Source organism: Nocardioides sp. W7 (assembly GCF_022919075.1).
Classification (GTDB): Bacteria; Actinomycetota; Actinomycetes; order Propionibacteriales; family Nocardioidaceae; genus Nocardioides.
In genome coordinates, this window is record NZ_CP095078.1 from 132,088 (window position 1) to 158,048 (window position 25,961).

The 25,961-nt window shown below is 72.3% G+C and carries 28 protein-coding genes; 5 read left to right on the forward strand and 23 right to left on the reverse strand.

Annotated features, from left to right (window positions below):
- Nucleotides 1-69 precede the first annotated feature (69 nt).
- Genes MUB56_RS00705 through MUB56_RS00715 form a run of 3 tightly spaced genes read right to left on the reverse strand, consistent with a single transcriptional unit; the run spans nucleotide 70 to nucleotide 1,467 of the window.
- The gene (locus tag MUB56_RS00705; protein ID WP_244930003.1) at nucleotides 70-369 is read right to left on the reverse strand and encodes a hypothetical protein; all 300 of its coding nucleotides are present in this window, start codon (nucleotides 367-369) and stop codon (nucleotides 70-72) included.
- Nucleotides 366-1,109: a hypothetical protein gene (locus MUB56_RS00710; protein ID WP_244930004.1), complete on the reverse strand. Its 744-nt coding sequence runs from the start codon at nucleotides 1,107-1,109 to the stop codon at nucleotides 366-368. The genes MUB56_RS00705 and MUB56_RS00710 overlap by 4 nt, the downstream gene beginning before the upstream one ends.
- A 1-nt stretch (nucleotide 1,110) precedes the next feature.
- A complete protein-coding gene (locus tag MUB56_RS00715; protein ID WP_244930005.1) occupies nucleotides 1,111-1,467 on the reverse strand; it encodes a hypothetical protein in 357 nt (118 codons plus the stop codon).
- 93 nt (nucleotides 1,468-1,560) lie between these two features.
- On the opposite strand from MUB56_RS00715, the gene MUB56_RS00720 reads away from it, so the two are divergent.
- Entirely contained in the window at nucleotides 1,561-1,902 is a 342-nt protein-coding gene (locus MUB56_RS00720; protein ID WP_244930006.1) for a hypothetical protein, read from the forward strand.
- A 5-nt stretch (nucleotides 1,903-1,907) separates the two neighbouring features.
- On the opposite strand, the gene MUB56_RS00725 is transcribed toward MUB56_RS00720, so the two are convergent.
- From MUB56_RS00725 to MUB56_RS00735, 3 genes are all read right to left on the reverse strand, one after another.
- Nucleotides 1,908-2,627 (reverse strand): GntR family transcriptional regulator, encoded by a 720-nt coding sequence (locus MUB56_RS00725; RefSeq protein WP_244930007.1) that lies wholly within the window; start codon nucleotides 2,625-2,627, stop codon nucleotides 1,908-1,910.
- Nucleotides 2,628-2,751: 124 nt separating this feature from the next.
- A complete protein-coding gene (locus MUB56_RS00730) occupies nucleotides 2,752-5,295 on the reverse strand; it encodes an ABC transporter permease (protein ID WP_244930008.1) in 2,544 nt (847 codons plus the stop codon).
- Nucleotides 5,296-5,307: 12 nt separating this feature from the next.
- The gene (locus tag MUB56_RS00735) at nucleotides 5,308-6,051 is read right to left on the reverse strand and encodes an ABC transporter ATP-binding protein (RefSeq protein ID WP_244930009.1); all 744 of its coding nucleotides are present in this window, start codon (nucleotides 6,049-6,051) and stop codon (nucleotides 5,308-5,310) included.
- A gap of 106 nt (nucleotides 6,052-6,157) precedes the next feature.
- Between MUB56_RS00735 and MUB56_RS00740 the strand changes: the two genes are divergently transcribed.
- The 3 genes from MUB56_RS00740 to MUB56_RS00750 all read left to right on the forward strand — a co-directional run bounded on the left by MUB56_RS00740 (nucleotide 6,158) and on the right by MUB56_RS00750 (nucleotide 8,264).
- The gene (locus tag MUB56_RS00740; RefSeq protein WP_244930010.1) at nucleotides 6,158-6,772 is read left to right on the forward strand and encodes an alpha-ketoglutarate-dependent dioxygenase AlkB; all 615 of its coding nucleotides are present in this window, start codon (nucleotides 6,158-6,160) and stop codon (nucleotides 6,770-6,772) included.
- A 244-nt stretch (nucleotides 6,773-7,016) separates the two neighbouring features.
- On the forward strand, nucleotides 7,017-7,892 hold the full coding sequence (locus MUB56_RS00745) for an aldo/keto reductase (protein ID WP_244930011.1): 876 nt from the start codon (nucleotides 7,017-7,019) through the stop codon (nucleotides 7,890-7,892).
- Between the two features lie 36 nt (nucleotides 7,893-7,928).
- A complete protein-coding gene (locus MUB56_RS00750; protein WP_244930012.1) occupies nucleotides 7,929-8,264 on the forward strand; it encodes a lipopolysaccharide assembly protein LapA domain-containing protein in 336 nt (111 codons plus the stop codon).
- 77 nt (nucleotides 8,265-8,341) lie between these two features.
- Here MUB56_RS00750 and MUB56_RS00755 read toward each other — a convergent pair whose 3' ends face one another.
- The 13 genes from MUB56_RS00755 to MUB56_RS00815 form a co-directional block, all read right to left on the reverse strand.
- Entirely contained in the window at nucleotides 8,342-9,112 is a 771-nt protein-coding gene (locus tag MUB56_RS00755; RefSeq protein WP_244930013.1) for an SRPBCC family protein, read from the reverse strand.
- Nucleotides 9,112-9,966, reverse strand: a complete 855-nt coding sequence (locus MUB56_RS00760; protein ID WP_244930014.1) for a xanthine dehydrogenase family protein subunit M — start codon at nucleotides 9,964-9,966, stop codon at nucleotides 9,112-9,114. The genes MUB56_RS00755 and MUB56_RS00760 overlap by 1 nt, the downstream gene beginning before the upstream one ends.
- A gap of 52 nt (nucleotides 9,967-10,018) precedes the next feature.
- Nucleotides 10,019-12,520: a xanthine dehydrogenase family protein molybdopterin-binding subunit gene (locus MUB56_RS00765; RefSeq protein ID WP_244930015.1), complete on the reverse strand. Its 2,502-nt coding sequence runs from the start codon at nucleotides 12,518-12,520 to the stop codon at nucleotides 10,019-10,021.
- Nucleotides 12,517-12,984 (reverse strand): (2Fe-2S)-binding protein, encoded by a 468-nt coding sequence (locus MUB56_RS00770; RefSeq protein WP_244930016.1) that lies wholly within the window; start codon nucleotides 12,982-12,984, stop codon nucleotides 12,517-12,519. The genes MUB56_RS00765 and MUB56_RS00770 overlap by 4 nt, the downstream gene beginning before the upstream one ends.
- 71 nt (nucleotides 12,985-13,055) lie before the next feature.
- The gene (locus tag MUB56_RS00775) at nucleotides 13,056-14,294 is read right to left on the reverse strand and encodes a transcriptional regulator (RefSeq protein ID WP_244930017.1); all 1,239 of its coding nucleotides are present in this window, start codon (nucleotides 14,292-14,294) and stop codon (nucleotides 13,056-13,058) included.
- Between the two features lie 75 nt (nucleotides 14,295-14,369).
- A complete protein-coding gene (locus MUB56_RS00780; protein ID WP_244930018.1) occupies nucleotides 14,370-14,996 on the reverse strand; it encodes a hypothetical protein in 627 nt (208 codons plus the stop codon).
- Nucleotides 14,993-17,131 (reverse strand): WXG100 family type VII secretion target, encoded by a 2,139-nt coding sequence (locus MUB56_RS00785; RefSeq protein ID WP_244930019.1) that lies wholly within the window; start codon nucleotides 17,129-17,131, stop codon nucleotides 14,993-14,995. The genes MUB56_RS00780 and MUB56_RS00785 overlap by 4 nt, the downstream gene beginning before the upstream one ends.
- Before the next feature lie 8 nt (nucleotides 17,132-17,139).
- Nucleotides 17,140-17,439, reverse strand: a complete 300-nt coding sequence (locus MUB56_RS00790) for a hypothetical protein (RefSeq protein ID WP_244930020.1) — start codon at nucleotides 17,437-17,439, stop codon at nucleotides 17,140-17,142.
- A 95-nt stretch (nucleotides 17,440-17,534) separates the two neighbouring features.
- Entirely contained in the window at nucleotides 17,535-18,122 is a 588-nt protein-coding gene (locus MUB56_RS00795) for a prolyl oligopeptidase family serine peptidase (RefSeq protein WP_244932478.1), read from the reverse strand.
- Complete coding sequence (locus tag MUB56_RS00800) at nucleotides 18,014-18,586, reverse strand: hypothetical protein (protein ID WP_244930021.1); 573 nt, start codon at nucleotides 18,584-18,586, stop codon at nucleotides 18,014-18,016. The genes MUB56_RS00795 and MUB56_RS00800 overlap by 109 nt, the downstream gene beginning before the upstream one ends.
- Nucleotides 18,583-19,764: an XdhC/CoxI family protein gene (locus MUB56_RS00805; protein WP_244930022.1), complete on the reverse strand. Its 1,182-nt coding sequence runs from the start codon at nucleotides 19,762-19,764 to the stop codon at nucleotides 18,583-18,585. The genes MUB56_RS00800 and MUB56_RS00805 overlap by 4 nt, the downstream gene beginning before the upstream one ends.
- The gene (locus MUB56_RS00810) at nucleotides 19,757-20,923 is read right to left on the reverse strand and encodes a VWA domain-containing protein (protein ID WP_244930023.1); all 1,167 of its coding nucleotides are present in this window, start codon (nucleotides 20,921-20,923) and stop codon (nucleotides 19,757-19,759) included. The genes MUB56_RS00805 and MUB56_RS00810 overlap by 8 nt, the downstream gene beginning before the upstream one ends.
- Nucleotides 20,920-21,795, reverse strand: a complete 876-nt coding sequence (locus MUB56_RS00815) for a MoxR family ATPase (RefSeq protein ID WP_244930024.1) — start codon at nucleotides 21,793-21,795, stop codon at nucleotides 20,920-20,922. The genes MUB56_RS00810 and MUB56_RS00815 overlap by 4 nt, the downstream gene beginning before the upstream one ends.
- 53 nt (nucleotides 21,796-21,848) lie before the next feature.
- Here MUB56_RS00815 and MUB56_RS00820 point away from each other — a divergent pair, with 53 nt between their 5' ends.
- On the forward strand, nucleotides 21,849-22,091 hold the full coding sequence (locus MUB56_RS00820) for a DUF3253 domain-containing protein (protein WP_244930025.1): 243 nt from the start codon (nucleotides 21,849-21,851) through the stop codon (nucleotides 22,089-22,091).
- Nucleotides 22,092-22,100: 9 nt separating this feature from the next.
- Here the strand turns inward: MUB56_RS00820 and MUB56_RS00825 are convergent, their stop codons facing one another.
- From MUB56_RS00825 to groL, 4 genes are all read right to left on the reverse strand, one after another.
- On the reverse strand, nucleotides 22,101-22,655 hold the full coding sequence (locus MUB56_RS00825) for a nucleotidyltransferase family protein (RefSeq protein ID WP_244930026.1): 555 nt from the start codon (nucleotides 22,653-22,655) through the stop codon (nucleotides 22,101-22,103).
- Complete coding sequence (locus tag MUB56_RS00830) at nucleotides 22,652-23,317, reverse strand: hypothetical protein (protein ID WP_244930027.1); 666 nt, start codon at nucleotides 23,315-23,317, stop codon at nucleotides 22,652-22,654. The genes MUB56_RS00825 and MUB56_RS00830 overlap by 4 nt, the downstream gene beginning before the upstream one ends.
- Nucleotides 23,314-23,862, reverse strand: a complete 549-nt coding sequence (locus MUB56_RS00835) for a sigma-70 family RNA polymerase sigma factor (protein WP_244930028.1) — start codon at nucleotides 23,860-23,862, stop codon at nucleotides 23,314-23,316. Before MUB56_RS00835 ends, MUB56_RS00830 begins: the two co-directional genes overlap by 4 nt.
- 271 nt (nucleotides 23,863-24,133) lie before the next feature.
- On the reverse strand, nucleotides 24,134-25,765 hold the full coding sequence (groL, locus tag MUB56_RS00840) for a chaperonin GroEL (RefSeq protein WP_244930029.1): 1,632 nt from the start codon (nucleotides 25,763-25,765) through the stop codon (nucleotides 24,134-24,136).
- Nucleotides 25,766-25,961: the final 196 nt, after the last annotated feature.

Sequence of the window (25,961 nt, forward strand, 5' to 3'; positions counted from 1 at the left end):
TGTTGCGACGGCACACCGCAGAAAACGCCGAGAATGTGACGGGTCGGCCCGCCTGAGCATGGCACCCGCTCAGGGCGCCTCCCGGCCGATCTCGCGGGCAGCCAGGACCAGCGCCCGCTGGACCAGGCGGACGCCCTCCGGGCCCAGCGCCTGTGGGTCGCGCCACACGTCGTCCCAACCGAGCAGGCCACGGCCGACCCGGTCGGCGATCGCGCGCTCCCCCACGTCGACCGACGCCGCGCCCGCCTCCGCGAGGGCGACCTGCACCGCCAGGTCGACGGGCGCCTCGCGCGAGACGACCGCGGCCCGCTCGGTGGCCGCGGCGGCATGGGTCAGGGCCGTCTCGACCGCCGTGCGAGACGCGCTCACGAGCGCACCAGCGACGGGAGGTCGCGGAAGAGCCCCAGGCGGTGCCGCTGCTCCTCGACCCAGTCGACGACCACGTCGCGGAGCTCGCGCAGGTGGTCGATCAGCTCCAGGACCCGTCGTACGTCGTCGATGATGTCGGTGACGGCGTCCAGCCCCTTCAGCAGCAGTTCCCCCGCGAACGCCGCCCAGCCGCCGGGGCCGGCGATCTTCGACAGGAGCCGCCGCCCGAGACGGACCAGGGTCTTGCCGAGCTCGACGACCAGCCGCTCGACCTCGATGCCGATCCGCTCGGAGACCTTCGCGATCTCCTCGAACACGATCGCACCGAGCCGCACCGTCTCGCCGATGCCCCGGGCGGCGAGGCCGAAGGCGTTGACGCGGAGGAGGTACGCCGCGGCCGCCTGGCCGTGCCAGGCCGGGTCGACGGCGAGCGAGATCCGCAGGATGTTGTCGCCCCAGGCGTGCAGGGCGTCGCGGACGTCGACGCAGGCTGCGGCATTGCGCTGGATGGTCGCGTAGTCGCCGGTGAGCGGCAGGATCAGCAGCGACTCCAGGCTCTCCTCGGGCAGTCGCGGCAGCCCGGCGCCGACGTGGTTGAGGGCGTCGATGCCGTGGTTGACCACGTCGCGCATGGTCGTGAACGCGTCGTCCCAGGCGGTGAAGGTGGCGTCGTGGGTGAGCTGGGCCTGGCCCTTGTCGGGCGCCTCCAGCGGGATCCGGTCCAGGGTCGGCAGCGGCATCTCAGGCCACCCCGCCCAGGGCCCGGGAGATCGCGGCGCTGGCCTCGACGGCGCGCGCGTCGGAGCCAGCCAGCTCGCGCTCGGCGATCACGACCCCGGTCCGGACGTCGGCCCAGGACTCGGCGAACTCGTCCCCCATCCGGCCGAAGGCCGTCCCGATCACCTCCATGGCCTCGGCCAGCGGCCGGAGCAGGCACACGGGACTCGGCTCGAAGCCGGCCCGGTTGGCCACCCAGGTCGTCGCGTGCGCCACGATCCGGTCGGCCTGCTCGGCCACCTCGTCCATCACCAGCGGCAGCCGCTGCAGGTCGGCCCACCGCTCCACGAACACCTCTGCACCTGCGTCGTTCCCACCCATCCTCGGCCTCCGAGCCCCGCGGCCACCCGACGCGGCCGGTGCCCGATGCGTGCCCGGCCGGGTCGCTCTTTGAAACCCGAGCACAATGGGGCTGTGGACAACGCGTTGCTGTTCGATGCGCGGGCTCGGGTGCTCGCGGACCTGTCAGCCCGGGGTCAGGCGACGGCGGCGGCGGTCAGTGCCCTCGAGGACGCCGTCTCCGCCCGGAAGTGGTGGGCCGAGCAGTGGCCCGAGGGCGAGGTGTACGTCGCCGGGCTGGTCGCCCAGGACGTCCAGGACGCCCTGTTCGAGTCGGCCGGCCGGTGGCCCGTGTGCTCGATCTGTGAGGACGGACCGGTGCACACCCTCTACATCCAGCCCGACCTCGGCGGACCGGACCCGGTCTGGGTGTGCGAGGAGACCGGCGAGCCGGTCGCGGCTCTCGGGAAGCTGTAGGGCGCTCAGCCGTCCTGGCCGAGCTGCACCCACAGGGTGAACCGGTCCGAGCGGTAGACCGTGCGGGAGACCTCGACGATCTTGTCGCCGGCGATCGCCCGGCGCGAGTGCCGCAGGACCGCGGTCCCGGGCTCGATCTCGAGGAGGGCGCACTCCTCGGGGTTGCCCGCGTCGGCGTTGATGGAGTCCTCGGCCCACGACGGACGCAGGCCGCGCGACTCGAGGGCGTCGTACAGGCTGGTGGGCATGCCGCCCTGCAGGAAGCCGGGCAGCAGCACCTCGTTGAGGTAGGCGTCCTCCAGGCACATCGGGACGCCGTCGGCGCGGCGCAGCCGGCGCCAGTGGATGACCGCGTCGCCCTCGGTGAGGCTGAGCGCCCGGGCGACGCCGGGGCCGGCCTGCTCGCGCCGGGCGAGGAGGGTCTGCGACTCGGCGAGCATGCCGCGGCGCGCCATCTCCTCGGTGTAGCTGGTGATCCGGCTGGCGGTACGACGCGGCCGCGCGACGAAGGTGCCGCGACCGGGGATCCGCTCCAGCAGGCCCTCGACGACCAGGGCGTCCATCGCTTGGCGCACCGTCATCCGGGCGACGCCGAAGCGGTGCACCAGCTCACGCTCGGACGGAGCGGGCGATCCAGGGGCGCTACCGGTCACCAGGGATCGGACGTACTCACGCACCTGTACGTGCTTGAGCGAGCGCCCGTCCGGAACCAGTACTTCCTCCACAAGCGCGAGGGTAGATGGACTAGACACCCTCCGTCAGCCAAATCCCGGATCTGCCCGGCCGATCGCGAGCGAAGCGAGCCTGATCGGCCGAACCAACAGCCCGGCGAGCGAAGCGAGCCGGCAGCTATTCGGTCGCGATCGCCCGCAGTACGTCGAGCCGGGCGGCCCGCCGGGCGGGGAGCACCGCGGCGAGCACGCCGATCGCCACCGAGAGGCCCAGGAAGACCGCGAGCTGGCCCGCCGGGACGCTGATCACCTCCAGGCCCTCGTCGCGCAGCGCGTACATCAGCACGATGCCGAAGAACACCCCCAGCAGCACGCCCAGCACGGCACCGAGCACGGAGATGACCACCGACTCGAGGGTGATCATCCAGCGCAGCTGGCGGCGCGAGAGCCCGATCGCGCGCAGCAGCCCGACCTCGCGGGTGCGCTCGATGACGGAGAGGGCGAGGGTGTTGACGATGCCGAGCACGGCGATCACCAGGGCCAGGGCGAGCAGTGCGAAGATCAGCAGCACGAACTGGTCGATCGGCTCGCGCTGCTCCTCGGCGAACTCGACCTGGTTCTTGACCGTGACGATCGGCAGGTCGGCGATCGCCTCCTCCAGCCGCTGCCCGACCCCGGTCGCGGACTCGTCGACATCGATGATCAGCGCGTTGTCCTTGTCCTGCGCGCCCGTCGCCAGGAGCGTCTCGACCGTGGTGACGACCGGGAAGAACAGCACCGGGTTGTCCTCGTAGATGCCGACGACCTCCCAGCGCTGCTCACCGGTGGGCATCTCGATCTCCAGGTCGTCACCGACCTCGAGTCCCTCGTCGTCGGCGAAGGTCTCCTGCAGCAGCACGGTGTCGTCGCGCAACGCGGTGACGTCACCGGCGGCGGCCCGGAGCTCGAGGAACTCGGCGCCGTCGGCGTCGATGCCGACCAGACCCTGCGGCGAGCCGTCGATCGTGCCGCCGGTGTAGCGCTGGCGGACCACCCGGACGACGCCCTCGACCGCCGAGAGCCGTTCGGCGACCTCGGGCGAGAACGACCCGGCGACCACGTTGCTCACGACGAAGTCGCCGACGAAGTTCTCCTCGATGGACTTGTCGACCGAGGCCTTGGCGGAGTCGCCGACGATCGCCATCGTGCAGGCCAGGGCGAGGCCGATCATCAGCGCGGAGGCCGTCGCGGTCGTACGACGGGGGTTGCGCAGGGAGTTCTGGCCGGCGAGGTTGCCGACGGTCCCGAACAGCCGGGCGAAGACCGTGCGGGCCAGCGCGAGGAACGGTCGGCTGATGACCGGGCTCGCGGCCGCGACGCCGAGCAGGATCGCGAGTACGCCGGCGCCGACGAACCAGCCGCCGTGCGGCACCTCGACGATGTCGCCGAGGCCGGCGAAGAGCGAGGCCAGGCCGGCGGCGACGAGCACCACCCCCACCTGGAGGCGGCGCTGGATGGTCGACTCCGGCAGCACGATGTCGTCGCGCAGCGCCTGCACCGGCGCGATCCGGGTGGTGCGCAGCGCCGGGAGCAGTGCGGCGGCCATGGTGACCACCACCCCGATGGCGTACGCCGCCACGACGGTCCGCGGCGCGAAGATCAGCGGCTGACCGGACAGGTCGAGCCCGACCTGGGCGAAGACGGCGCGCAGCCCGATCGCGAGCAGCACCCCGAGCCCCAGCCCCAGGGTCGCCCCGAGCAGGCCGAGCACCAGCGCCTCGAGCTGGACCGAGCCGAGCACCTGCCGTTTGGAGGCGCCCAGGGCGCGCAGCAGCGCGAGCTCGCGGCTGCGCTGGGCGACCAGGATCGAGAACGTGTTGACGATCAGGAAGGCGCCGACGACCAGGGCGATGCCGGCGAAGACCAGCAGGAAGGTGGTGAGGAACGAGATCGCCTCGAGCAGGTCGGAGGCCGCCTCGTCGGCGGCGTCGTCGCCGGTGACCGCCTCCAGCCCGTCGGGCAGCTCGGCCTCGACCCGCTCGCGCAGGTCCTCCTGGGAGACCCCGTCCCCGGCGGTGACCCAGAGGTCGGAGTAGGCGTCCGCGCCGGCCAGGAAGAGGTCCTGGGCGGTCACGGTGTCGAAGACGGCCAGCGTCGCCCCGTTGAGAGAGCCGCCCTCCGGGAAGCCGGCGATCCCGACCAGGGTGGGCGCCAGGGTCGCGGTGGCGCCCGCGGTGTTGAGCGAGACGGCGTCGCCCAGCCCGTAGCCGGCCTTCTCGGCCGTGCTCTCGTCGAGCACGACCTCCCCGCCGCCGGCGGGCTCGCGGCCCTCGGTGATGACGAGGCCCTCGAGACCGTGTCCGGCCGGGGCGCCGGTCCAGTTCGACCCCAGTGACGGCGGACCGAAGCCGCCGACGACCTTGTCGTCGGTGTCGAGCACGACGACGTTCATCGCCGAGACGTTGCCGTCGACGCGCTCGGCGCCCTCGACCTGTGCCAGCCGGTCGACGAGGTCCGCCGGGACCGTCTGCGTGGACAGGTCGCCCATCGCCGTCATCGCGCCCTCGGGTCGGACGACGACGTCGCCGACCGTCGAGGCGAACAGCGCCGTGAAGCTGCGGTTCAGGGTGTCGGAGAAGACCAGCGTCCCCGCGACGAACGCGACTCCGAGCACGATGGCGAACGTGCTCATCAGCAGGCGCACCTTGCGCCCGAGGAGGCTCTTGAGGGCGGCGCGGAGCATCGGCCCGGTCCCCTACGCCGTCATCCGGGTCATGACGTCGAGGACCTGCTCGCGAGTCGGCGAGCGCAGCTCGTCGACGACCCGGCCGTCGGCGAGGAAGACGACCCGGTCGGTGTACGACGCCGCCACCGGGTCGTGGGTCACCATCACGATCGTCTGGCCCAGCTCGGCGCTGCGGCGCAGCAGCTCCAGCACCTCGGCACCCGAGCGCGAGTCGAGGTTGCCGGTCGGCTCGTCGGCGAAGACGATCTGCGGCCGGCTGACCAGGGCCCGCGCGACCGCGACCCGCTGCTGCTGGCCGCCCGAGAGCTCGTTGGGCTTGTGGCGCAGCCGGTCGCGGATGCCGACGGTGTCCACGACCGCGGCGTACCACTCCGGATCGGGCTTGCGGCCCGCGATGGCCAGCGGGAGCAGGAGGTTCTCCTCGGCGCTGAGCGTCGGCACCAGGTTGAAGGACTGGAAGACGAAGCCGATCTCGTCGCGGCGCAGCCGGGTCAGCGCCTTGTCGTCGAGGCTGCTGAGCTCCTGGTCGCCGACGAAGACCTGACCGCTGTCGGCGGTGTCGAGAGCCGCCAGGCAGTGCATCAGGGTGGACTTGCCGGAGCCGCTCGGCCCCATCACCGCGGTGAACTCGCCCGCGTGGATGTCGACCGTGACGTCGTCGAGGGCCCGCACCTGCGCCTGCCCGGTGCCGTAGGTCTTGGTGAGGTTGCGGACCCGGCAGGCGATCGTCGGAGTCTCGGGGGCGGCGGTCATGACCAGATGCTCGCGTGTCCCACCGACAGTGCGCCACCGGGTTGACCCCGAGCGGTCCCTGAGCTCACCCCTCGCGTATCGAAAGTCTGTTCGATACGATCGGATCATGGACTTCCAGAGCTCGCTGTTCCAGGCGGCCCCCGCCGGGGTCACCGACTTCTCCCGCCTGGAGCGCCGCGAGCTGTCCCGCGGCGCGTGGGTCGACGTCCTGCCCGCCTGGGTCCCGGACGCCGACGACGTGTTCGCGCGGCTGGTCGCCGACGTACCGTGGCGCGCCGAGCGCCGCCAGATGTACGACCGCGTCGTCGACGTACCCCGGCTCGTGCACACCTACCTGATCGGCGACCCGCTCCCCCACCCCGGGCTGGACGAGGCGCGCGACGCGCTCAGCGAGCACTACCTGTCCGAGCTGGGCGAGCCGTTCCGGACAGCGGGATGCTGCTACTACCGCGACGGCCGCGACAGCGTCGCCTGGCACGGCGACACCATCGGCCGCGGCAAGACCCACGACACGATGGTCGCGATCGTCTCCCTCGGCGACCCCCGCAAGCTGCACCTTCGGCCCCGCAACGGCGGCGACGCGGTCGTGGTCGAGATGGCCCACGGCGACCTGGTCGTGATGGGCGGGTCCTGCCAGCGCACCTGGGAGCACGCCGTACCCAAGGTCGCCCATGCCGGTCCGCGGGTCTCGGTGCAGTTCCGGCCGCTCAACGTGTTCTGAGCCGCCCCGTCGCCCGAGCTCGCTCGGGCGACGAGGAAGCGGCCAGGTCGAGTAGCCGCGCGACCGACGTATCGAGGTCGCGACCGGTGTATCGAGACCGAGCACCGGGGTCTCGATACGCTCGCTGGCGCTCGCTACTCGACCAACGAAGCCTGGGCTCGCAATTCGACCAACGAGGCCTGGCGCTCGCTACTCGACCAGCGAGGGCGGCGGCGAGTTTGGCCCGCCGTAGTTGGCTGGGCAGGTGACCACCACCCCCACCGACAACCTCGCGGCCGCCAGCGGCACCTTCACCCTGGGCGGCGACCTGCCCGTCGTACGCCTCGGGTACGGCGCGATGCAGCTGACCGGGCCCGGCGTCTGGGGCCCGCCCCGCGACCACGCCGAGGCCGTCGCCGTCGTACGCCGGGCCGTCGAGCTCGGCATCACCTTCATCGACACCGCCGACTCCTACGGCCCGTTCTACTCCGAGGAGGTGATCCGCGAGGCGCTGCACCCGTACGCCGACGACGTCGTGGTCGCCACCAAGGCCGGGCTGCTGCGCACCGGACCGGACGTCTGGGTCCCCTGTGGCCGCCCGGAGTACCTGCGCCAGCAGGTGGAGACCAGCCTGCGCCGCCTCGGCCTGGAGCGGATCGACCTGTTCCAGCTGCACCGGATCGACCCGACCGTCCCGCTGGCCGACCAGGTCGGCGAGCTCGCGACACTGCGCGAGGAGGGCAAGCTCCGCCACCTCGGCCTCTCCGAGGTCGACGTGGCGCAGCTGCAGGCGGCCCAGGAGGTCGCGCCGATCGTGTCGGTGCAGAACCTCTACAACCTCGCGAACCGGTCCGCCGAGGCACTGCTCGACCACTGCGAGGCCGAGGGCATCGCGTTCATCCCGTGGTTCCCGCTCGCGACGGGGGCTCTGTCGAAGGACGACGGACCGCTCGCCGATGCCGCCCGCGAGCATGGCGCGACGCCGTCCCAGCTGGCCCTGGCCTGGCTGCTGCGGCGCTCTCCGGTGATGCTGCCGATCCCCGGCACCTCCAAGGTCGCCCACCTGGAGTCCAACACCGCCGCCGCCGGCCTCGAGCTGAGCGACGCGGAGTTCGAGCGTCTCTCCGCCGCCGTCGGCTGAGCGTGTGCTCCCCGGTGCCGGCGGGCACCGGGGAGCATGAGCGAGTCGACCGATCCCGCACCCCCCGAGCCGCAGGCACCGGCCTCAGAGACCCGCCATGACGAGCCGCCCGCGAAGGATCCCCTGCGCGGGTCCCGCACCAGCGGCGCCTGGGTCGCGGTCGTGGTGGCCTCGGTCGTCCTGGTCCTGCTCGTCGTCTTCATCGTCCAGAACACCCAGTCGGTGGAGGTCTCCTACCTCGGCTGGGAGGGTACGGCGCCGCTCGCCGCGACCCTGCTCATCGCTGCCGCCGCCGGGATGCTCATCGCCATCCTCGCCGCCTCGCTGCGGCTGCTCCAGGTGCGCCGCCGGGTCAAGCGCGACCGACGCTGACCGACTGACGCGCGCGGCGGGGTACTCCGTCACACGAGCGGGGTCCCGGGGGCGATCCGCCCCTCTGGTGTGACGGACTATCCCCGGCGCCGCCCGATAAGCCAGCCCAGCAGCAGCCCGACGACCGCCGCGGCGACGACGTTGCCGTACGCCTTCACCAGCACGGGTACGACGGCCGCGCCCAGGTCGACCGAGTCCGGGGCCTGCGCGCGCGCCGGCGGGGGCCGGGACGGGGCCGGTCGCGGCGGCGGGGCGGCAGCGGGCGGCGGTGAGCCGTCCACCGTCGCCGGAGCCGGTTCGGTGGACTGCTCACCGGCGTGCCGGCCCGGCGGTGAGCCGTCCACCGTCGGCGAAGCGGATTCGGTGTCCTGCTCACCGCCCGCCTCGCCGCCCGCACCGGCCGGCGGACCCGAGAGCCGCTGCTCGAGGCAGGCGACGAACTGCCCCAGCAGCTTGTCGGAGACGTCCTGCATCACCCCGCGCCCGAACTGGGCCGGCTTGCCGGTGATCGCCAGGTCGGTGAGCACCTCCACCTCGGTGCCGTCGGCGCCGACCGCCATCGAGAGGGTGACCGTGGCGCCGGCCGTGCCGTTGCCGCGCTTGTCCTTGCCGTTGGCCTCGACCACGAACCGGTGCGCCGCCTCGTCCTTCTCGACGAAGCGGCCCGAGCCGTTGTAGACCAGCGCGATCGGGCCGAGCTTGACCTTCACCGACCCGGCGAAGGTGTCGGCATCGACCGAGGAGACCGTCGCGCCCGGGAAGCACTCCGCCACCGACGCGATGTCGTTGAAGTGCGCCCAGGTCTCCTCTACCGAGGTGGGGACGGTGAAGCGGTGCTGGAGGTCCACTACGCGCCCGCCGCGGCGAGGACCGCACGCCGGGTCAGCACCCGGGCCAGGTGCCGCCGGTAGTCCGCGGCGCCGTTGAGGTCGGAGGGCGGGTCGGTGCCCTCGGTCGCCCGCTCCGCGGCGGCGCGTACGACGTCCTCGGACAGCGACTGGCCCGCCAGCGCCTCCTCGACCGCCCGGGCGCGCAGCGGCGTCGAGCCCATGTTGGTCAGCCCGACCCGGGCCTCGAGGATCAGGCCGTCCTCGACCCGGACCGTCGCGGCGACCGCCACGATCGGCCACTGGTGGGCGACCCGCACGAACTTCTCGTAGTGCGCCCCCCAGCCGGTCCGCTTGGGCAGCCGCACCTCGGTGAGGATCTCGTCGTCGCCGATCGCGGTCTCGAAGAGGCCGACGAAGAAGTCGTCCGCGGCCACGGTCCGGGTGCCACCGGGTCCGGCGACCACGAACTCGGCCCCGAGCGCGAGCGCGGGGGCGCCGAGGTCACCGGCGGGGTCGGCGTGCGCGAGCGCCCCGCCGAAGGTCCCCCGGTGCCGGACCTGCGCGTCAGCGAGATGCTCCACCGCCGCCGCGATCAGGCCCGCGTGCTGGGCCACGAGCGGGTCGGAGCCGACGACGGAGTGCGGGGTCATCGCCCCGATCACGATCGCGTCGCCGTCGTCGCGTACGCCGCGCAGCGACGGGATCCGGCCCAGGTCGATGACCAGCTCCGGCGCGTTGAGGCGCATCCGCAGCACCGGCAGCAGGCTCTGCCCACCGGCGATGATCTTGGCGTCGTCGCCGTGCTGGGACAGCGCGGCCAGGGCCTCCTCGACCGAGGTGGGCGCGAGGTAGTCGAACGGTGCGGGGATCATTCGGGGCCCCCGTTCGAACCGGAACGAAGTGAGGATTCGGATGGGGTGAAGATCACTGGCCCGCTCCTTCCGTAGAGGACCGACCGGGTTGCTCCTGGTTGCCGGCGGCACCACCGGCTTCGAAGTGCGGCATCGCCGCTTCCTCCGTCGCAGGACCACCCGAGGCACCGTCGCCGTTGATCGCCTTCCACACCCGCTCGGGCGTGCAGGGCATCTGGATGTCGCTGACCCCGAGGTGACGCACCGCGTCGACGACCGCGTTGACGACGGCCGGCGTGGACGCGATGGTCCCGGCCTCGCCGACGCCCTTGGTGCCGAGGGTGTTGGTCAGCGACGGGGTGGTCGTGTGGTCGACGTCGAAGCTGATCGTGTCGGCGGCGGTGGGCAGCAGGTAGTCCACGAACGACCCGCTGACCAGGGTGCCGGAGTCGTCGTACACCGCCTCCTCCCACAGCGCCTGGGCGATGCCCTGCACCAGTCCGCCGTGCACCTGGCCGGCGACGATGAGCGGGTTGATGACGTTGCCGATGTCGTCGCAGCAGACGTACTTGCGCATCTTCAGCGCACCCGTCTCGGTGTCGACCTCCATCGCGCACAGGTGGGTGCCGTGCGGGTAGTTGAAGTTCACCGGGTCGAAGGTCGCGTCGCTGTCGAGCGACGGCTCCATCCCGTCCGGCAGGTCGTGCGCGGCGAAGACCGCGGAGGCGATCTCCTGGATCGCCACCCCCTGGTCGGTGCCGCGTACCGAGAACCGGCCGTCCCCGAACTCCAGGTCGTCGGCCGACGCCTCGAGCATGTGCGCGGCGACGACCTTGGCCTTCTCGACCACCTTGTCTGTCGCCTTGACCAGCGCCTCGCCGCCGACGACCAGCGACCGGGAGCCGTAGGTGTCCAGGCCCTTGTGCGCCACCTGGGTGTCGCCGTGCAGCACCTCGACGTCCTCGAAGGGCACGCCGAGCCGGTCGGCGACGATCTGGCTGAACGCCGTCTCGTGGCCCTGACCGTGGGCGCTGGTGCCGGTGACGACCTCGACCTTGCCGGTGGCCAGCATCCGCACGCTCGCGTGCTCCCAGCCGCCCGCGCCGTAGTCCAGGGAGCCGAGGACCCGCGAGGGCGCCAGGCCGCACATCTCGGTGAACGTCGAGACGCCGATGCCGAGCTGGACCGGGTCGCCGGACTCGCGCCGGCGGCGCTGCTCCGCGCGCAGCTCGTCGTACCCGAACATCTCCTTGGCCCGCGCGGTCGCCGCCTCGTAGTTGCCGGAGTCGTACTCCAGCCCGGCGACCGTCGTGAACGGGAACTCCTCGTGCTTGATCCAGTTCTGCTCGCGGATCGCCAGGGGGTCCACCCCGACCTCGGCGGCCAGCTCGTCCATCAGCCGCTCGATCGCGAACGTCGCCTCGGGGCGTCCCGCGCCACGGTAGGCGTCGGTCCAGGTCTTGTTGGTGAGCACGGTCTGGACGGCGAACCGGTACGCCGGGAACTTGTAGATCGCGTTGTACATGAACGCCCCGAGGACCGGTACGCCGCCGCCGACGAGCGAGACGTACGCGCCGAGATCGGCCAGCAGGTCGACCTTGAGCGCCTTGACGTTGCCCTGCCGGTCGGCGGCCAGGGTGAGCCGCTGCCACTGGTCGCGGCCGTGGTGGGCGCTCATCAGCGACTCGCTGCGGGTCTCGGTGTACTTCACCGGCCGGCCCGTCCGGCGGGCCAGCGCCACGGTGATCCACTCCTCCGGGGTGGTCTGCAGCTTGCCGCCGAAGCCACCGCCGACGTCGGGCGCGATCACCCGCAGCTTGGACTCCGGGATGCCGGTCGTGGCGGCCAGCGCGAAGCGCAGGATGTGCGGGATCTGGGTCGCCGACCAGACCGTGAGCTGCTCGCCGGTCGGGTCGACCACGGTCGAGCGGGGCTCCATGAAGGCGGGGATCAGCCGCTGCTGGCGGTACTCCCGCTCGATCACGATCCCGTCGGACCGGGCCTCGGCGATCGCGGCCTCGACGTCGCCGCCGGTGCCCGCCTCGTTCGAGTCGAAGATCCACAGTGCCGACTTGTTGGTGCCGAGGTCGGGATGGGCCAGCACGGTGTCCGCCGCGGACTCCCTCAGGTCGAGCGCGGGCGGCAGTACGTCGTACTCGACGTCGACGAGCTCGGCGGCGTCGCGCGCCTCGGCCGCCGTGCGGGCGGCCACCACCGCCACGATCTCGCCGGCGAACGCCACCCGGCCGGTCGCGACCGGGAGGTGGGTCGGTGCCTTCTGCTCGGGCGTGATCGGCCAGGCGTTGATCAGCACGCCCTGGAAGTCGCCGAGCTCCTCGCCGGTGACCACGTCGACGACGTTGGTGGCCGCCTTCGCGGCGTTCGTGTCGATGCTGGTGATGGTCGCGTGCGCGAACGGGCTGCGGACCATCGCCAGGTGCAGCATCCCGGGCAGCACGATGTTGTCGGTCCAGCGGGTCCGGCCGGTGATCAGCCGCTGGTCCTCCTTGCGCCGCCGGTCGCGGCCGATCTCCTTGCGGGTCTCGGCGGCCGGCGCGTCCTGGACCGCGGTCATGCCGGCACCGTCCCCGCCGCGTGCTGGACCGCCCTCACGATGTTGTGGTAGCCGGTGCAGCGACACAGGTTGCCCTCGAGCCCGAGCCGGATCTCCTCCTCGGAGGGCTGCGGGTTCTCCTTCAGCAGGTCGATGCTCTGCATGATCATCCCCGGGGTGCAGAAGCCGCACTGCAGCCCGTGGCACTCGCGGAACGCCTCCTGCACCGGGTGCAGCTCGCCGTCCTTGGCGAGCCCCTCGACGGTGGTCACCTCGGCCCCGTCGACCTGGACCGCGAGCACGTTGCACGACTTCACGCTGGTGCCGTCGAGATGCACCGTGCACGCGCCGCAGTTGCTGGTGTCGCAGCCGATCACCGTGCCGGTCTTGCCGAGTCGCTCGCGGAGGTACTGCACCAGCAGCATCCGCGGTTCGACGTCGTCGGCGACCTGCTCGCCGTCGACGGTGAGGTTGATCCGGGTCATGGACTCTCCCTTGTCGGTGCGGGACCTGTGATGCGGGTCACGCTAGGGAGCGATGGTTGGCAGCCCGTTGGTCAGCGCCGCGCGACGGCCAGCCGCCCCTTCAACAGAGGTACGGCGGGGTGCGCGCGGCCCCCCGAGCCCCCGGTCAGCCGGGCCAGGCAGACCTCCAGCACCTCGGCGTCGTACGGCGCGAGCTCGCTGTAGCGGACCACCGCGTCGGGCTGCGGGTCGGCGAGCAGCGCCTCGCGGACCGCGACCGCGACGTACTCGGCGAGCTCGCCGAGCGCCGGACTGTTGGTGCCGGGCAGCAGGTCGCCGCCGTACGCCTCGACGGCGGCCGCGACGTGCCCCCGCCGCAGCAGCCCGAGCACGTGGTCGACGTCGGTCGCGACCGGCATCAGCAGCCGGTAGGGGCGCGAGGAGAGCTGGCCGCCCAGCGCCGAGCGCAGGTGGGAGACTTCGGCCTTGAGCGTGGAGAAGGTGACCTGCTGGTCACCGTACACGGACGCGTGCAGCTGCTCCAGCGAGAGCCCCTCGGGGTGCATCGCGAGCAGGGCGAGGATCTCGGTCTGGCGCCGGTTGAGCAGTAGCCGGAGACCGTCGAGTCGGGTCTCGGCGGTGCCGAGCAGGGTCATCACCAGGCCGGGGTCGTGGGTCTCGTCGGGGCCGCCGCCGCTCGCGGAGGGCGGCAGCGCCGACTCGATCAGCCGCGCCATCACCCGAGCCGTCGCGAGCCCGATCGGGTGGGTGCGGTCCCAGGTGGTCGACAGGTCGAGGACGCCGAGCTCGACGCCGGTCACCGGATCGTGCACGGGCGCGGCCCAGCAGACCCAGTTGTGCACGATCGAGGCGTAGTGCTCGGCGCTGAAGACCATCGACGGCGCGTCGAGCCGGGTCGCGAGGTCGAGCGCGTTGGTGCCGACCGACTGGTCGTCCCAGCGCCCGCCGGGCACGAAGTTGACCGTCTCGGCCTTGCGCCGCATGACGCGGCCGCCGTACGTCCACAGGATCCGGGTCTGCGGGTCGGTGACGGCGACGACGAGGTCGCCGTCCTCGGCGGTACGCCGCAGCTCCGCCTCGACGCTCTCCACCGCGACCTGCAGGGGCGAGCCGCGCCAGATCGACTCCGTCTCGGACTCGTCGGCGAGCGGCGCCTCCGTGACGTCGGGCGAGACGGTGGCCTCCGAGCGGGTCCAGCTGCTCAGGATCTCGGGCCGCACGAGCGGCTCGGCGTCATCGCCGTGCTCGACGAACGCGCTCCAGGCCCGGACGGCGTCGTACCGCCTGCTGCGTAGCTCGCTGGCGGCCATCGCGTCTCCCCCGGGTCCGGTCTACCGGCACTGTAGCCGGGGGTGTGACGGGCGTCACCGGAGCGGCCCGGCGACTCAGCCCTCCCGGGTCTCGCGGATCGTGTCCTGGAGGCGCCGGATGTCCTGAGCGGTCTGCTGATCGCCGTTGGCCGGGTCCTCCAGCCAGTTGAGGTACTGGCTGCCAGCGCTCAACGGGTCGCTCTGGGAGACCGACTGCTGCGCGTCGGGGTCGTCGAGCCAGGTCTGGTACGACGCCGGCACGCCGTTGGCCTGCTCGTAGACGACGAGGGCCAGGTTCTCGTGCACCTGCTCCTTGGCCCAGCCCGCACCTGTCTCGTCGTCGTGGTCGGTGCCGTCGACCGCATCGAGCAGCTCGCCGCTCTCGCGGGCGATCGCGTCGGCGGCCTCGGTGCGGGTGGCGACCCAGTCCTGCAGGACCGGCCACAGCTGCTCGTCGGTGAACACCCCGCCCAGCACCGCCCGGCGGTCCTCGGGATCGTCGAGGGCGGCCACGCAGTCCAGGGCCGCCGGGTCGGCGAACGCCTCGCGTCGACCCTCCTCGTCGTCCGCCGACCCCGCGTCGACCCCGGCCGCCTCCAGGCAGGCGGTGAACGTCTCGTCCTCGGGCAGGTCCTCGAGACCGGAGCACGCGGTGGCGAGGACGAGCAGCAGCGCGACGGGGACGAGGCGGATCGACCTCATGCGATGTCGCGGGTCTGGTTGATGATCTCCTGGATCCGCCGGATCTCCTCCGCCGTCGCCTGGTCGTTGTTCGCGGGGTCCTCCAGCCAGTTGAGGTACTGGCTGGCGGCGCTGAGCGGGTCGCTGTCGGAGACCGACTGCTGGGCGTCGGCGTCGGCCAGCCACTCCTGGTAGGAGTCGGGGGCGCCGTGGTTCTGGAGGTAGATGATCCAGGCGAGGTTCTCGTGCACCTGGTTCTCGCCCCAGTCCTCGCCGAAGTTGGCGCGGTTCTCGGCGGCGTCGGCGTACTGCTCGTTGAACGCCTTCAGGATGTCGATGGCGACCCCGGCCGGACCGGCGGCCTTGCCCGTCACCGCCAGCAGGGACTCGACCGCCTTGTCGATCATCGGCTGCATGGCCTCGCCGACGTTGAGGTCCATCTCGGCGGACTCGGCCAGGCCGAGCAGGTAGCCGACGTTGCGGGCGGTGGCCTCGTCGAGCACGCCGGCGTCGCCGTTGCGGGCGATGAGCTCCTCCAGCATCTTCTGCACGTCCTCGTCGCCGAGATGGTCCTTGAACATCTCGGCGATGAGCTCCTGGTCGACCTCGCTGCTGGACTGGGCGAGGTAGTCGATGGTGTCGGGGTCGGTGAAGAACTCCTGCAGGTCCAGGTCGTACTGGCTCAGGTCGATGTCGTCCTGGTGGTCCTGGATGGTCTGCAGCACGTCCTCGAACGTCCCCGGGAAGTTCTGGTCGCGCGAGCTCTCCAGCAGGTTCTTCAGCATGTCCATGCGGACCTGGTAGCCGTCGGGGTCGAGGATCGCGCGGTGGTCGTTGGCATGCAGGTCGGCCAGCTCGGCGAGCAGCGCCTCGCGGTCGTCCTCGCTGGCGTTGTTGAGCACCCGGGCGAGGGTCTCCGGGTCGGTGCTGTCGGTGAACGACTGCAGCATCGCCTCGTAGCCGTCGGGGTAGGCCTGCTCCTGCATGTGACGGCCGATGTCGATGGCGCCGTCGTTGTCGATCGGGACGTCGTAGCGCATGTACCAGCTGAGCGCGAGGGCGATCCCCGGAAGGCGGTCGTCGGCGTACTCGGAGCCGGTGATCGCGGCCAGCCGGGACGCGGTCTCGGGGTTGCTGAACCGGCGGGTGAACTCGACCAGGTCGACGTCGGAGTACTCGCCGAGGCCCGAGGCGATGACGTCGTTGAAGCTCTGGAGCGCGTCGGTCCAGTCGTCCTCCTCACTCTCCCCGGTGGTGATGTAGTACTGGGCGACGTCGTAGACGCGGTTGACCAGCTCGGGGCCGCCCGCCTTCGCGAAGGCCGCCGCGTAGACGGGGTCGTCGGCCTTGCCCTCCAGCGCGGCGAGGGCGTCGCGCACGGCGTCGCTGTCGGAGAGGTCGACGTCCTCCAGCAGCTCCTGGAGCTCCTCGACGTCGTCCTGGGCCTCCTCCTCGGTCGCCGCGATGTCGGCGTTCTCGTACTGACGCACCAGGGTCATGCCGGCGAGCAGCTCGGAGTGGTCGAAGGGGTGGACCGGGAGCTTGCCCTTCTCCAGGTCCTCGAGCGCGCTCGGCGGGACCTCGACCGGGCTCTGCTCCTCCAGGGTCGTGGCGAGGGCTCGGGTCTGGTAGCCCAGCCACTGCTTGAGGTAGCCGAAGCTCGTCTCCAGCTCGTGCCAGGTCTGACGGCGGGCCTCGAAGGCCGCGTCGTAGTCACCCTGCCGCTGGTTCGCGAGCTGCTCGCTCTGGTCGTCGGTGAGCGGCTCGTCACCCTCGGTCGCGTCACTGCGGCGGGTCGCGTGGGCGTTGTCGGCCTGAGCCATCGCCGTGTCGTAGTCGGTCTGGGCCTGCAGGTAGCGCTGGTTGAGGCTGGGGAGCTGCTCGAGCGCGTCCTCGTAGTCCTTCGCCAGGCTGCCGACGGCGGCGGAGATGGCCTCGACCTTGGTCGAGAACCCCTTCATCAGCCCGCCGAGGCCCGACATCTCGGTCTTGATCGTGTCGGCGGCGGTGCCGGTCCACTGGCTGCCGATGTCACCGGGAGTGCCCTCGACCGTCGCCCCCTTGGTCTGGAGGTGGTCGGCCAGGGTGCCGAGTCGGTTCTGGACGCCGCGGAGAACGGCGGGCTGGATGTCGAGGGTGAAGTGGTCGTCGGCCATCGGGGTCCTCAGAGCGAGATCGACCAGGAGAGGTCCTGGTCCATGGCGGTCAGGTCGACGTGCAGTGCGTTGGTGTTGCCCGCGATCAGGCCCGCCGCGGTGGTGCCGGCGTCCATCACGTCCCGCCAGCCGAGCTCGAAGATCGCGACCCCGCCGTCCACGGTGCCGGAGAACTCTCCGCACCCGGAGCTGATCCGCCCGGCCTCGGAGGAGATCGACACCTTCCCGTTGGCGAACTCGTTGCTCAGATTGTTGAACCGGTCCTTGATCTGCGCCGCGACCTCGTCGGACATCTGGATGTCGGTCATCGCCTGCTCTCCGTGATCGGGCTCCCCGCGGGCCCGTCCTGCTGTTTGCGAACGTCTGGAACCTGCCCGGGACGGCGCCGGGCAAACGCCGACCCTCAGACGCCGAGACGGCGGCGCAGGAACCGCACCGTCTCCTCGATGGAGGTATGCCACTGCGGGGTGAACGAGTGGCGCTCCCCCGGGTAGACCTCCAGCCGGCTCGCGACCCCGGCCTCGGTGAGCAGCCGGTGGGTGGTCTGCGCCCACGGGAACGGGCACTGCTCGTCGTCGGTGCCGTGGTGCATCAGCACCGGCTCGGTGATCCGGTCGAAGTAGGTCCGCGAGGACAGACCCCGGTAGAAGTCCGGCCGCTCCTGCGGGGTGCCGAACCGGTCGAAGAGCGCGTCGACCGCCTCCGGCCGGCTGCGCGCCGTGAAGTGCCGCAGGTTGTCGAGGTAGCGCGAGCTCACGCCGGCGTACACGACCGCGGCGTCGACGATCCCGGGCTGCGCGACCAGGGCGTTGAGGGTGATCCCGCCGCCCATCGAGCGGCCGAGCATGGCCAGCTTGTCGGGATCGACGTACGGCTCCCGCTTCAGCGACGCGACGGCGTTGAGCGCGTCGCGGGCGTAGCCGAGCCGGCTCTCGCGCTGCAGCGGCGTGGCCGGGTCGGAGTCGGCGTGGCCGCGGTAGTCGGTGTGCAGGACGACGAAGCCGGCGTTCGCCAGCCAGTCTGCTCACGCGCCAGGCCCTGGCCCGGTGCGTAGATCGCCGGGTCGATGTAGCCGTGGTTGAGCACGATCCCCGGGAACGGCCCCCTCCCCTTCGGCCGCAGCAGCACCCCCGAGACCCGGACGTCGCCGCTGCGGTAGAGCACCCGGTGCCGGGTGTACGACGCCGTCTCGCCTTCGAGGGCCGTGAACCGGATCCGGCTGCCGCGGAACTCCTCGCGCATCAGCTGCGGCAGCGACGTCTCGTCGGTGACCGGCGGCAGGGTCTCGACCTGCTCGGTGGGCGTGGGGATCGGAGCGGGGGTGACCTCCTCGGAGGGGCTGCCGCTCGCGGAGGGGTCGGGTTTCGTGCCCGGCTCGTCGTCAGCGCTGCAGGCCACCAGCGGGACGAGCAGGAGCAGCGCGGCGAGCGTCGTACCCCTCCCTCTCCGGCTCATGCGAGCGGACCCTCCCGGTGGATCCGTCCGTGGGTGTGGCCGAGCCGCTCGCCGGTGCCGCCCCAGCGGCCGGCGATGATCTCGGCGGCGATGCTGATCGCGGTCTCCTCCGGGGTCCGGGCGCCGAGGTCCAGGCCGATCGGGCTCGAGAGCCGCGCCAGCTCGTCGTCGGTCAGCCCGGCCTCCTTCAGCCGCGCCATCCGGTCGTCGTGGGTGCGGCGCGAGCCCATCGCGCCGACGTAGGCCACCTCCGGCAGCCGCAGCGCCACCTCCAGCAGGGGTACGTCGAACTTCGGGTCGTGGGTGAGCACGGTGATCACCGTGCGCGGGTCGACCGCCCCGGCCTCCGCCTGCGCGGCGAGGTAGCGGTGCGGCCAGTCGACGACCACCTCGTCGGCGTCGGGGAAGCGGCTCGCGGTCGCGAACACCGGCCGCGCGTCGCACACGGTCACCCGGTAGCCGAGGAAGCTCCCCACCCGCGCCATCGCCGCCGCGAAGTCGATCGCCCCGAAGACCAGCAGCCGCGGGTGCGGCGCGAAGGCCCACACGAACACCCGCAGGCCCTCGCCCCGGCGCTCCCCGTCGGGTCCGTAGGTCAGGGTGGCGTTCGTCCCCGACGCGAGCAGCCCCAGGGCGTCGTCCCGGACGGCGTCGTCGGCCCGCGCCGACCCGATGGTCCCCGACGTTCGGGTCCCCCGATCCGAACGGCCACCACGTGCAAGGTCGGGGACCAGCGCGCCGTCCGGTCGTACGACGAGCCGCCGCCCCACCCACTCCGGGTCGGGGTGCTCGACCACGGTGGCGAGCGCGACCGGCCGACCGGCCGCGACGTCGGCGGCGATCTCGCCCAGCTCGGGGAAGGTCTCGCGCGAGACCCGCTCGACGTACACGTCGAGGATCCCGCCGCAGGTCAGGCCGACGGCGAACGCGTCGTCGTCGGAGACGCCGTACCGCTCCAGGGCGGGCGCACCGGAGGCCACCACCTCGCCGGCGAGCTCGTAGACCGCCCCCTCGACGCACCCCCCGGAGACCGACCCGACGGCCGAGTCGTCGGGGCCGACCAGCATCGAGGCACCGGCCGGGCGCGGCGCGGACCGGAAGGTCGCGACCACGGTCGCCACCCCCACCGTCTCGCCGGCCTCCCACCAGGCCAGCAGCTCGGGCAGCACGTCACGCACGGGCGACCACCTCCACCAGCTCGGCGTACGTCGCCAGCGAGTGGCCCGCGACGAAGTCGTCGACGTGCGGCAGCACCGCGACGATGCCCTGCTGGACCGGCTCGTAGCCGGCCTTGCCGCGGTGCGGGTTGACCCAGACCACCCGGTGCGCGATCCGGCGCAGCCCCGCGACCTGGGCGGCGAGCTCGGTGGTGCCGCCGCGCTCCCAGCCGTCGCTGAAGATCACCACGACCGCGCCGCGAGCGGTGCCGCGCCGGCCCCATCGGTCCACGAAGGAGTGCAGCGTCTCCCCCAGCCGGGTGCCGCCGGACCAGTCCGGCACCGTCCGCCCCGCGGCGACGAGCGCCCGCTCGGGGTCGCGCAGCCGCAGCGCGCGGGTGACGTGGGTCAGCCGGGTGCCGAGCGTGAACGTCTCGACCGATCCGGGCGCGGCCTGGGTGAAGCGGTGCGCGAGCCGCAGCAGCGCGTCGGCGTACCCGCTCATCGAGCCGGAGACGTCGACCAGCAGCACCACCCGGCGCGGCTTGCGGCCACGGCGGCGCCAGGCGATCTCGGCCGGCTCGCCCATCCGCCGCAGGCTGGCGCGCAGGGTGCGGGAGGCGTCGACGTCGCCGCGGTGCCACGCCCGGTGCCGAGCGGTACGACGCAGCGGAACCCGCGGCCGGAGCGTGCCGAACAGGGCGGCCAGCCGCTGCCGCTCGGCCGGCGAGAGGGTGGCGACGTCGCGGTGCCGGAGCACCTCCAGCTCGCTGGCCCGGGCGCGGACGACCTCGGGGTCGGTCTCGCCCTCGCCGTCATCGTCGCCGTCGGTCTCGGGCAGATCGGTGAAGCTCGGCGCGACCGGCTGCGGGGGCCGCGGTAGCGGGAGCCCGTCGCGGGAGCCGAACCAGGCCTCGAAGACCTGGTCGTAGCGGGCCAGGTCGTCCGGGCTGCCGCAGAGCGTGGCCCGCCCGGCGACGTACGTGGCGCCCGGGTCGCCGAGCCCGACCAGCGCCGCTGCCTCGAGGAACCCCTGGGCCCGGTCCTGGGTCACCGGCACCCCGGCGGCCCGCAGCGCCCGGGCGAACCCGAGCAGCACCTCGTCGGCCTCGTGGGTCGACCCGTCGATCCTGCCGCGACACGCCGCAGAATCCGCCGAGCCAGTGACGGGTCGGCTCATGGGGTGAGCATCCGATCGAGGGCGGTGCGGACCCGGTCGGCGTCCTCGCGGTACTTCACCAGCGCCCCCAGGGTCCGGGCCGCGGTCTCCAGGTCCAGGTCGACGGTGCCGAGGTGGTGCAGCGCCCGCGCCCAGTCGAGGGTCTCGGCGACCCCGGGCGGCTTGAGCAGGTCGCCGCCGGCCCGGAGCTGCTGCACGACGCCCACCACCTGGGCCGCCAGGGTCGCTGAGACCTCGGGCGCCCGGGAGCGGACGATCTCGACCTCGCGGGCCAGGCCCGGGTGGTCGATCCAGTGGTAGAGGCAGCGCCGCTTCAGCGCGTCGTGCAGCTCGCGGGTGCGGTTGCTGGTCAGCACGACGTACGGCGGGGTCGCGGCCCGGACGGTCCCGAGCTCGGGGATCGTCACCTGGTAGGTCGAGAGCACCTCCAGCAGGAACGCCTCGAACTCGTCGTCGGCCCGGTCGACCTCGTCGACCAGCAGCACCGCCGGCGCCTGCTGCAGCGCGGCCAGCACCGGGCGCGCGAGCAGGAAGCGCTCGTCGTACAGGCTCTTCTCGGCCTCCTCCAGCTCCGCGCCTCCGGCCGCCTCGAGCGCGCGCAGGTGCAGGATCTGCCGCGGGAAGTCCCAGTCGTAGAGCGCCTGGGTGGCGTCGATGCCCTCGTAGCACTGCAGCCGCACCAGCGGGACGCCGAGCGTCTCGGCCAGCGCCTCGGCCAGCGCGGTCTTGCCGGTGCCGGGCTCGCCCTCGAGCAGCAGCGGGCGCTCCATCCGCAGCGCCAGGAACGCCACCGTGGCCAGCGCGTCGTCGCACAGGTAACCGGTCGCGCCCAGTCGCTCGGCCACCTCCGCGGCGCTGCCCAGGGCCTCCATGTGATCCAGGCTACTGACCGGCCCGTTGGCCCCGGGTTGGCATCATCGGATTCGTGGCCGACCCGTTGGAGCAGACCATCCTGGACCTGCTCGACCAGCGTGCCCCGGGCGCCACGATCTGTCCCTCCGACGCCGCCCGGGCGGCCGCTCCCGACGACTGGCGACCGCTCATGCAGCCGGTCCGCGACGCCGCGGCCCGGCTCGCGACCGCCGGTCTGGTCGAGGTCACCCAGGGCGGCGCGGTCGTGGACGTGGCGACCGCCCGCGGTCCGGTGCGGATCCGCCGCCCCGAGTGACCCCACGTCTCACAGGGGGCGGTCCACGTCCTGCCCTCGGGCCAGGTCGCCGCACTCGACGAGCAGTACGTCGTGAGCGTGCAGGTAGTCGCGCGCGCCCTGGTCGCCGGCGGCCGTCCCGGCCGCCTCGTCCCAGTGCTCGCGCCCGAGCAGCACCGGGTGCCCGGGGAGTCCGTCGTACGCCGCCCGCGCCAGCGAGCCCGGCCCGGTGCCGGACGCGAGCACCCGGGCGACGACCTGGGCAGTGACGTCGGGCAGGTCGACCAGGTGCACCAGGGCCGCGTCGACCTCTCCGAGCGACGCCAGGCCCGCCCGCAGGGAGGCCGACATCCCCGATGCCCAGTCGTGCGCGACCACGACGTCGGCGCCGCGGCCGTCGAGCAGCAGCACGGCCTCCTCGACGGCGGCTCCCAGCACGACTGTCACCTGCTCGCAGCCGCCGTCGTGAAGCACGTCGACGGAGCGGGCGAGCCAGGGCTCACCCGCTCCGTCGACGACCAGCGCCTTCGGCAGGCCCATCCGGGAGCCGGCTCCCGCGGCGAGCAGGAGCCCGTGCACGCTCATCCGCCGAAGGCGTCGGCGTACAGCTTCTCCAGCTCCGGGGTCGCCGGTCCGCTGAACCCGCAGACGGTGACCTGGCCGTCGGTCGCGGAGACCAGGTAGGTCCCGCCGACCTGGAAGTCGACCGCGCCGATCAGGTTCGTCAGCTGCTCCGCCGGCGCGTCGACCTCGACCTGATCGGCCTCGTCGCCGGCGTAGAACGTGGTCGGGGTCAGCACCACGGTGCCGTCGGCGATCGACTCGACCGTGCCCGCGAACGCCAGCTGCTGCTGGGACAGCACCTCCGCCGACGGCACCATGCACCGGCCGGTGGACCCGGCGGGCGCCCGCAGGCTGATCACGACGGGGTCACTCCCGTCCGCGCCCGTGCCGCCCTCGGCGATCGGCGGCGCGGTGCTGTCGTCGTCGGTCCCGGTCAGCGTGAAGATCCCCACTCCCGCGATGACCAGCGCGGCGGCCGCCGCGACGAGCCAGGTGAGCGGGTTGCGGCCGTGTGTGCCGGTCCGGCGCTCGGGGACCAGGGTGTCGGTGTCGTGGCTCATGATGTCCTCCAGGAGTCGGGCCACCCCGTCGGGGTCGGCCGGGCCGAGGGAGGCAGCCGGGTCGACGGCACGCAGTCGTGCGCGCAGGGCGTCGTCCCGATCGATGTCGTGCGAGTCGGTCATGGCCTTCTCCCCTCTCTCGACTCCTCATGTCCGGCAGTCCGGTCGATCTTTCGCTCGTCCTTCCTGAGGCGATCGGCGAGATTCTGCCGGGCCCGGTGCAGCCGGATGCTGGCGGCGTTCGGGGTGATGCCGAGCACGACCGCGATCTCGCCGGGCGTGAGCTCCTCCCAGGCCCACAGCCGCAGCAGCTCGGCCTCCGCGGGACGGAGCTCGGCCAGGGCGGCGATCACCGCATCGTCGCCGGGCACCTCGGCCGGGTCGGGTACGACGTCGGGCGGCGTGGTGCTCGCGATCCTGGCGGCCAGCCGTCGCTGCCGCCGATGGCCCCGCTCGGCGTTGGCCAGACAGTTGCGCGCGACGCCGTACGCCCACGGGAGCGGGTCGGCGGGGATCTGGTCGATGCGCCGCCAGCACACCAGCAGGGTGTCGGCGAGGACGTCGTCGGCGGTCGCGGGGTCGGTGCGCCGCACCACGAACCGGCGCAGCGGCTCGGTCAGCTCGCGCGCCAGCTCCTCGAAGTGCCGTCGGCGCTCCTGGTCGTCCACGTCCACCCTTTCGCCTCGCCCGCCACGAGATGTTCCGAGTACCCGCGGGCGGTCCCGTCCAGCCGGGAGCCTGCCCAGCCTCTCAAATGCCGGAAGGCCCCGGACCCTCGCGGGTCCGAGGCCTCCTCGGTTGGTGCGGTGCTGCTGCGCTTGCGTGAGCTGGATCTCGGTCTCGATACGCGCCGCGCGTCCCTCGCTTCGCTCGGTCCGTGCCGGCGCTACTCGACCTGATCGACCACGCTGCCCGCGACTTCGCCGCGGCAGCTGTCGATCAGAAGTCCATGCCGCCCATGCCGCCGGTCGGGTCGCCGCCCATGGGCGCCGCCTTCTCCGGCTTGTCGGCCACGACGACCTCGGTGGTGAGGAACAGCGCGGCGATCGACGCGGCGTTCTGCAGCGCCGAGCGGGTGACCTTCGCCGGGTCGATGATGCCCTCGGCGATCATGTCGACGTACTCGCCGGTCGCGGCGTTGAGGCCCTGACCGGCGGGGAGGCCGGAGACCTTCTCAGCCACGACGCCGCCCTCGAGGCCGGCGTTGATCGCGATCTGCTTCAGCGGGGCCGAGGTGGCCACGCGGACGATGTTGGCACCGGTGGCCTCGTCGCCCACCAGGTCCAGCTTGTCGAACGCGGTGGCCGCAGCCTGCACCAGGGCCACGCCGCCGCCGGCGACGATGCCCTCCTCGACGGCCGCCTTCGCGTTGCGAACGGCGTCCTCGATGCGGTGCTTGCGCTCCTTGAGCTCCACCTCGGTGGCCGCGCCGACCTTGATGACGGCCACGCCGCCGGCCAGCTTGGCGAGGCGCTCCTGGAGCTTCTCGCGGTCGTAGTCGGAGTCCGACTTCTCGATCTCGGCGCGGATCTGGTTGACCCGACCCTCGATCTGGGCCGCGTCGCCGGCACCCTCGACGATGGTGGTCTCGTCCTTGGTGATGACGACCTTGCGGGCCTGGCCGAGCAGCTCGATGCCGGTCGTCTCGAGCTTGAGGCCGACCTCCTCCGAGATGACCTGGCCGCCGGACAGGATCGCGATGTCCTGCAGCATGGCCTTGCGGCGGTCGCCGAAGCCCGGGGCCTTGACGGCGACGGACTTGAACGTGCCACGGATCTTGTTGACGACCAGCGTGGACAGAGCCTCGCCGTCGACGTCCTCGGCGATGATCAGCAGCGGCTTGCCGGACTGCATGACCTTCTCGAGCAGCGGCAGCAGGTCCTTGACATTCGAGACCTTCGAGTTGGCCAGGAGGATGTAGGGGTCCTCCAGGACCGTCTCCATGCGCTCCGGGTCGGTCACGAAGTAGGCCGAGATGTAGCCCTTGTCGAACCGCATGCCCTCGGTGAGCTCGAGGTCGATGCCGAAGGTGTTCGACTCCTCGACGGTGATGACGCCTTCCTTGCCGACCTTGTCCATCGCCTCGGCGATGGCGTCACCGACGGTGGTGTCGCCACCGGCGGAGATGGTGGCGGTGGCGGCGATCTGCTCGCGGGTCTCGACGTCCTTGGCCATGCCGAGCAGCTGCTCGGAGACGGCGGTGACGGCGGCCTCGATGCCGCGCTTGAGACCCATCGGGTTCGCGCCGGCGGCAACGTTGCGCAGGCCCTCGCGGACCATCGCCTGAGCCAGCACGGTGGCGGTGGTGGTGCCGTCGCCCGCGACGTCGTCGGTCTTCTTGGCGACCTCCTTGACGAGCTCGGCACCGATCTTCTCGTACGGGTCCTCGAGCTCGATCTCCTTGGCGATGCTCACACCGTCGTTGGTGATCGTGGGGGCGCCCCACTTCTTCTCCAGGACGACGTTGCGACCCTTGGGACCGAGGGTGACCTTGACGGCGTCGGCGAGCGTGTTCATGCCACGCTCGAGGCCGCGTCGGGCTTCCTCGTTGAAAGCAATCAGCTTGGGCATAACTCCTGCGATTCCTCACGCTTAGAGTTGTGGATCCGGTCCGGTGGGTTGCCCGCGACGGACGATCCTGCGACCCGGCGAACCCTTTCTCGCCGACGCATGGACCTCAACTGGCACCGATCCGGTTTGTCACTCTCATGGTAAGAGTGCCAACCCAATGTTTAGCACTCGACCCCTGCGAGTGCAAGAAACTCCG

Coding starts and splice junctions, on each gene's coding strand:
- MUB56_RS00830 (WP_244930027.1), bottom strand. CDS start 23,317: ATGACCGACTCGCACGACATCGATCGGGACGACGCCCTGCGCGCACGA.
- MUB56_RS00775 (WP_244930017.1), bottom strand. CDS start 14,294: ATGGCCGCCAGCGAGCTACGCAGCAGGCGGTACGACGCCGTCCGGGCC.
- MUB56_RS00765 (WP_244930015.1), bottom strand. CDS start 12,520: ATGACCGCGGTCCAGGACGCGCCGGCCGCCGAGACCCGCAAGGAGATC.
- groL (WP_244930029.1), bottom strand. CDS start 25,765: ATGCCCAAGCTGATTGCTTTCAACGAGGAAGCCCGACGCGGCCTCGAG.
- MUB56_RS00770 (WP_244930016.1), bottom strand. CDS start 12,984: ATGACCCGGATCAACCTCACCGTCGACGGCGAGCAGGTCGCCGACGAC.
- MUB56_RS00730 (WP_244930008.1), bottom strand. CDS start 5,295: ATGCTCCGCGCCGCCCTCAAGAGCCTCCTCGGGCGCAAGGTGCGCCTG.
- MUB56_RS00750 (WP_244930012.1), top strand. CDS start 7,929: ATGAGCGAGTCGACCGATCCCGCACCCCCCGAGCCGCAGGCACCGGCC.
- MUB56_RS00790 (WP_244930020.1), bottom strand. CDS start 17,439: ATGACCGACATCCAGATGTCCGACGAGGTCGCGGCGCAGATCAAGGAC.
- MUB56_RS00800 (WP_244930021.1), bottom strand. CDS start 18,586: ATGAGCCGGAGAGGGAGGGGTACGACGCTCGCCGCGCTGCTCCTGCTC.
- MUB56_RS00825 (WP_244930026.1), bottom strand. CDS start 22,655: ATGAGCGTGCACGGGCTCCTGCTCGCCGCGGGAGCCGGCTCCCGGATG.
- MUB56_RS00715 (WP_244930005.1), bottom strand. CDS start 1,467: ATGGGTGGGAACGACGCAGGTGCAGAGGTGTTCGTGGAGCGGTGGGCC.
- MUB56_RS00735 (WP_244930009.1), bottom strand. CDS start 6,051: ATGACCGCCGCCCCCGAGACTCCGACGATCGCCTGCCGGGTCCGCAAC.
- MUB56_RS00740 (WP_244930010.1), top strand. CDS start 6,158: ATGGACTTCCAGAGCTCGCTGTTCCAGGCGGCCCCCGCCGGGGTCACC.
- MUB56_RS00785 (WP_244930019.1), bottom strand. CDS start 17,131: ATGGCCGACGACCACTTCACCCTCGACATCCAGCCCGCCGTTCTCCGC.
- MUB56_RS00760 (WP_244930014.1), bottom strand. CDS start 9,966: ATGATCCCCGCACCGTTCGACTACCTCGCGCCCACCTCGGTCGAGGAG.
- MUB56_RS00815 (WP_244930024.1), bottom strand. CDS start 21,795: ATGGAGGCCCTGGGCAGCGCCGCGGAGGTGGCCGAGCGACTGGGCGCG.
- MUB56_RS00710 (WP_244930004.1), bottom strand. CDS start 1,109: ATGCCGCTGCCGACCCTGGACCGGATCCCGCTGGAGGCGCCCGACAAG.
- MUB56_RS00810 (WP_244930023.1), bottom strand. CDS start 20,923: ATGAGCCGACCCGTCACTGGCTCGGCGGATTCTGCGGCGTGTCGCGGC.
- MUB56_RS00780 (WP_244930018.1), bottom strand. CDS start 14,996: ATGAGGTCGATCCGCCTCGTCCCCGTCGCGCTGCTGCTCGTCCTCGCC.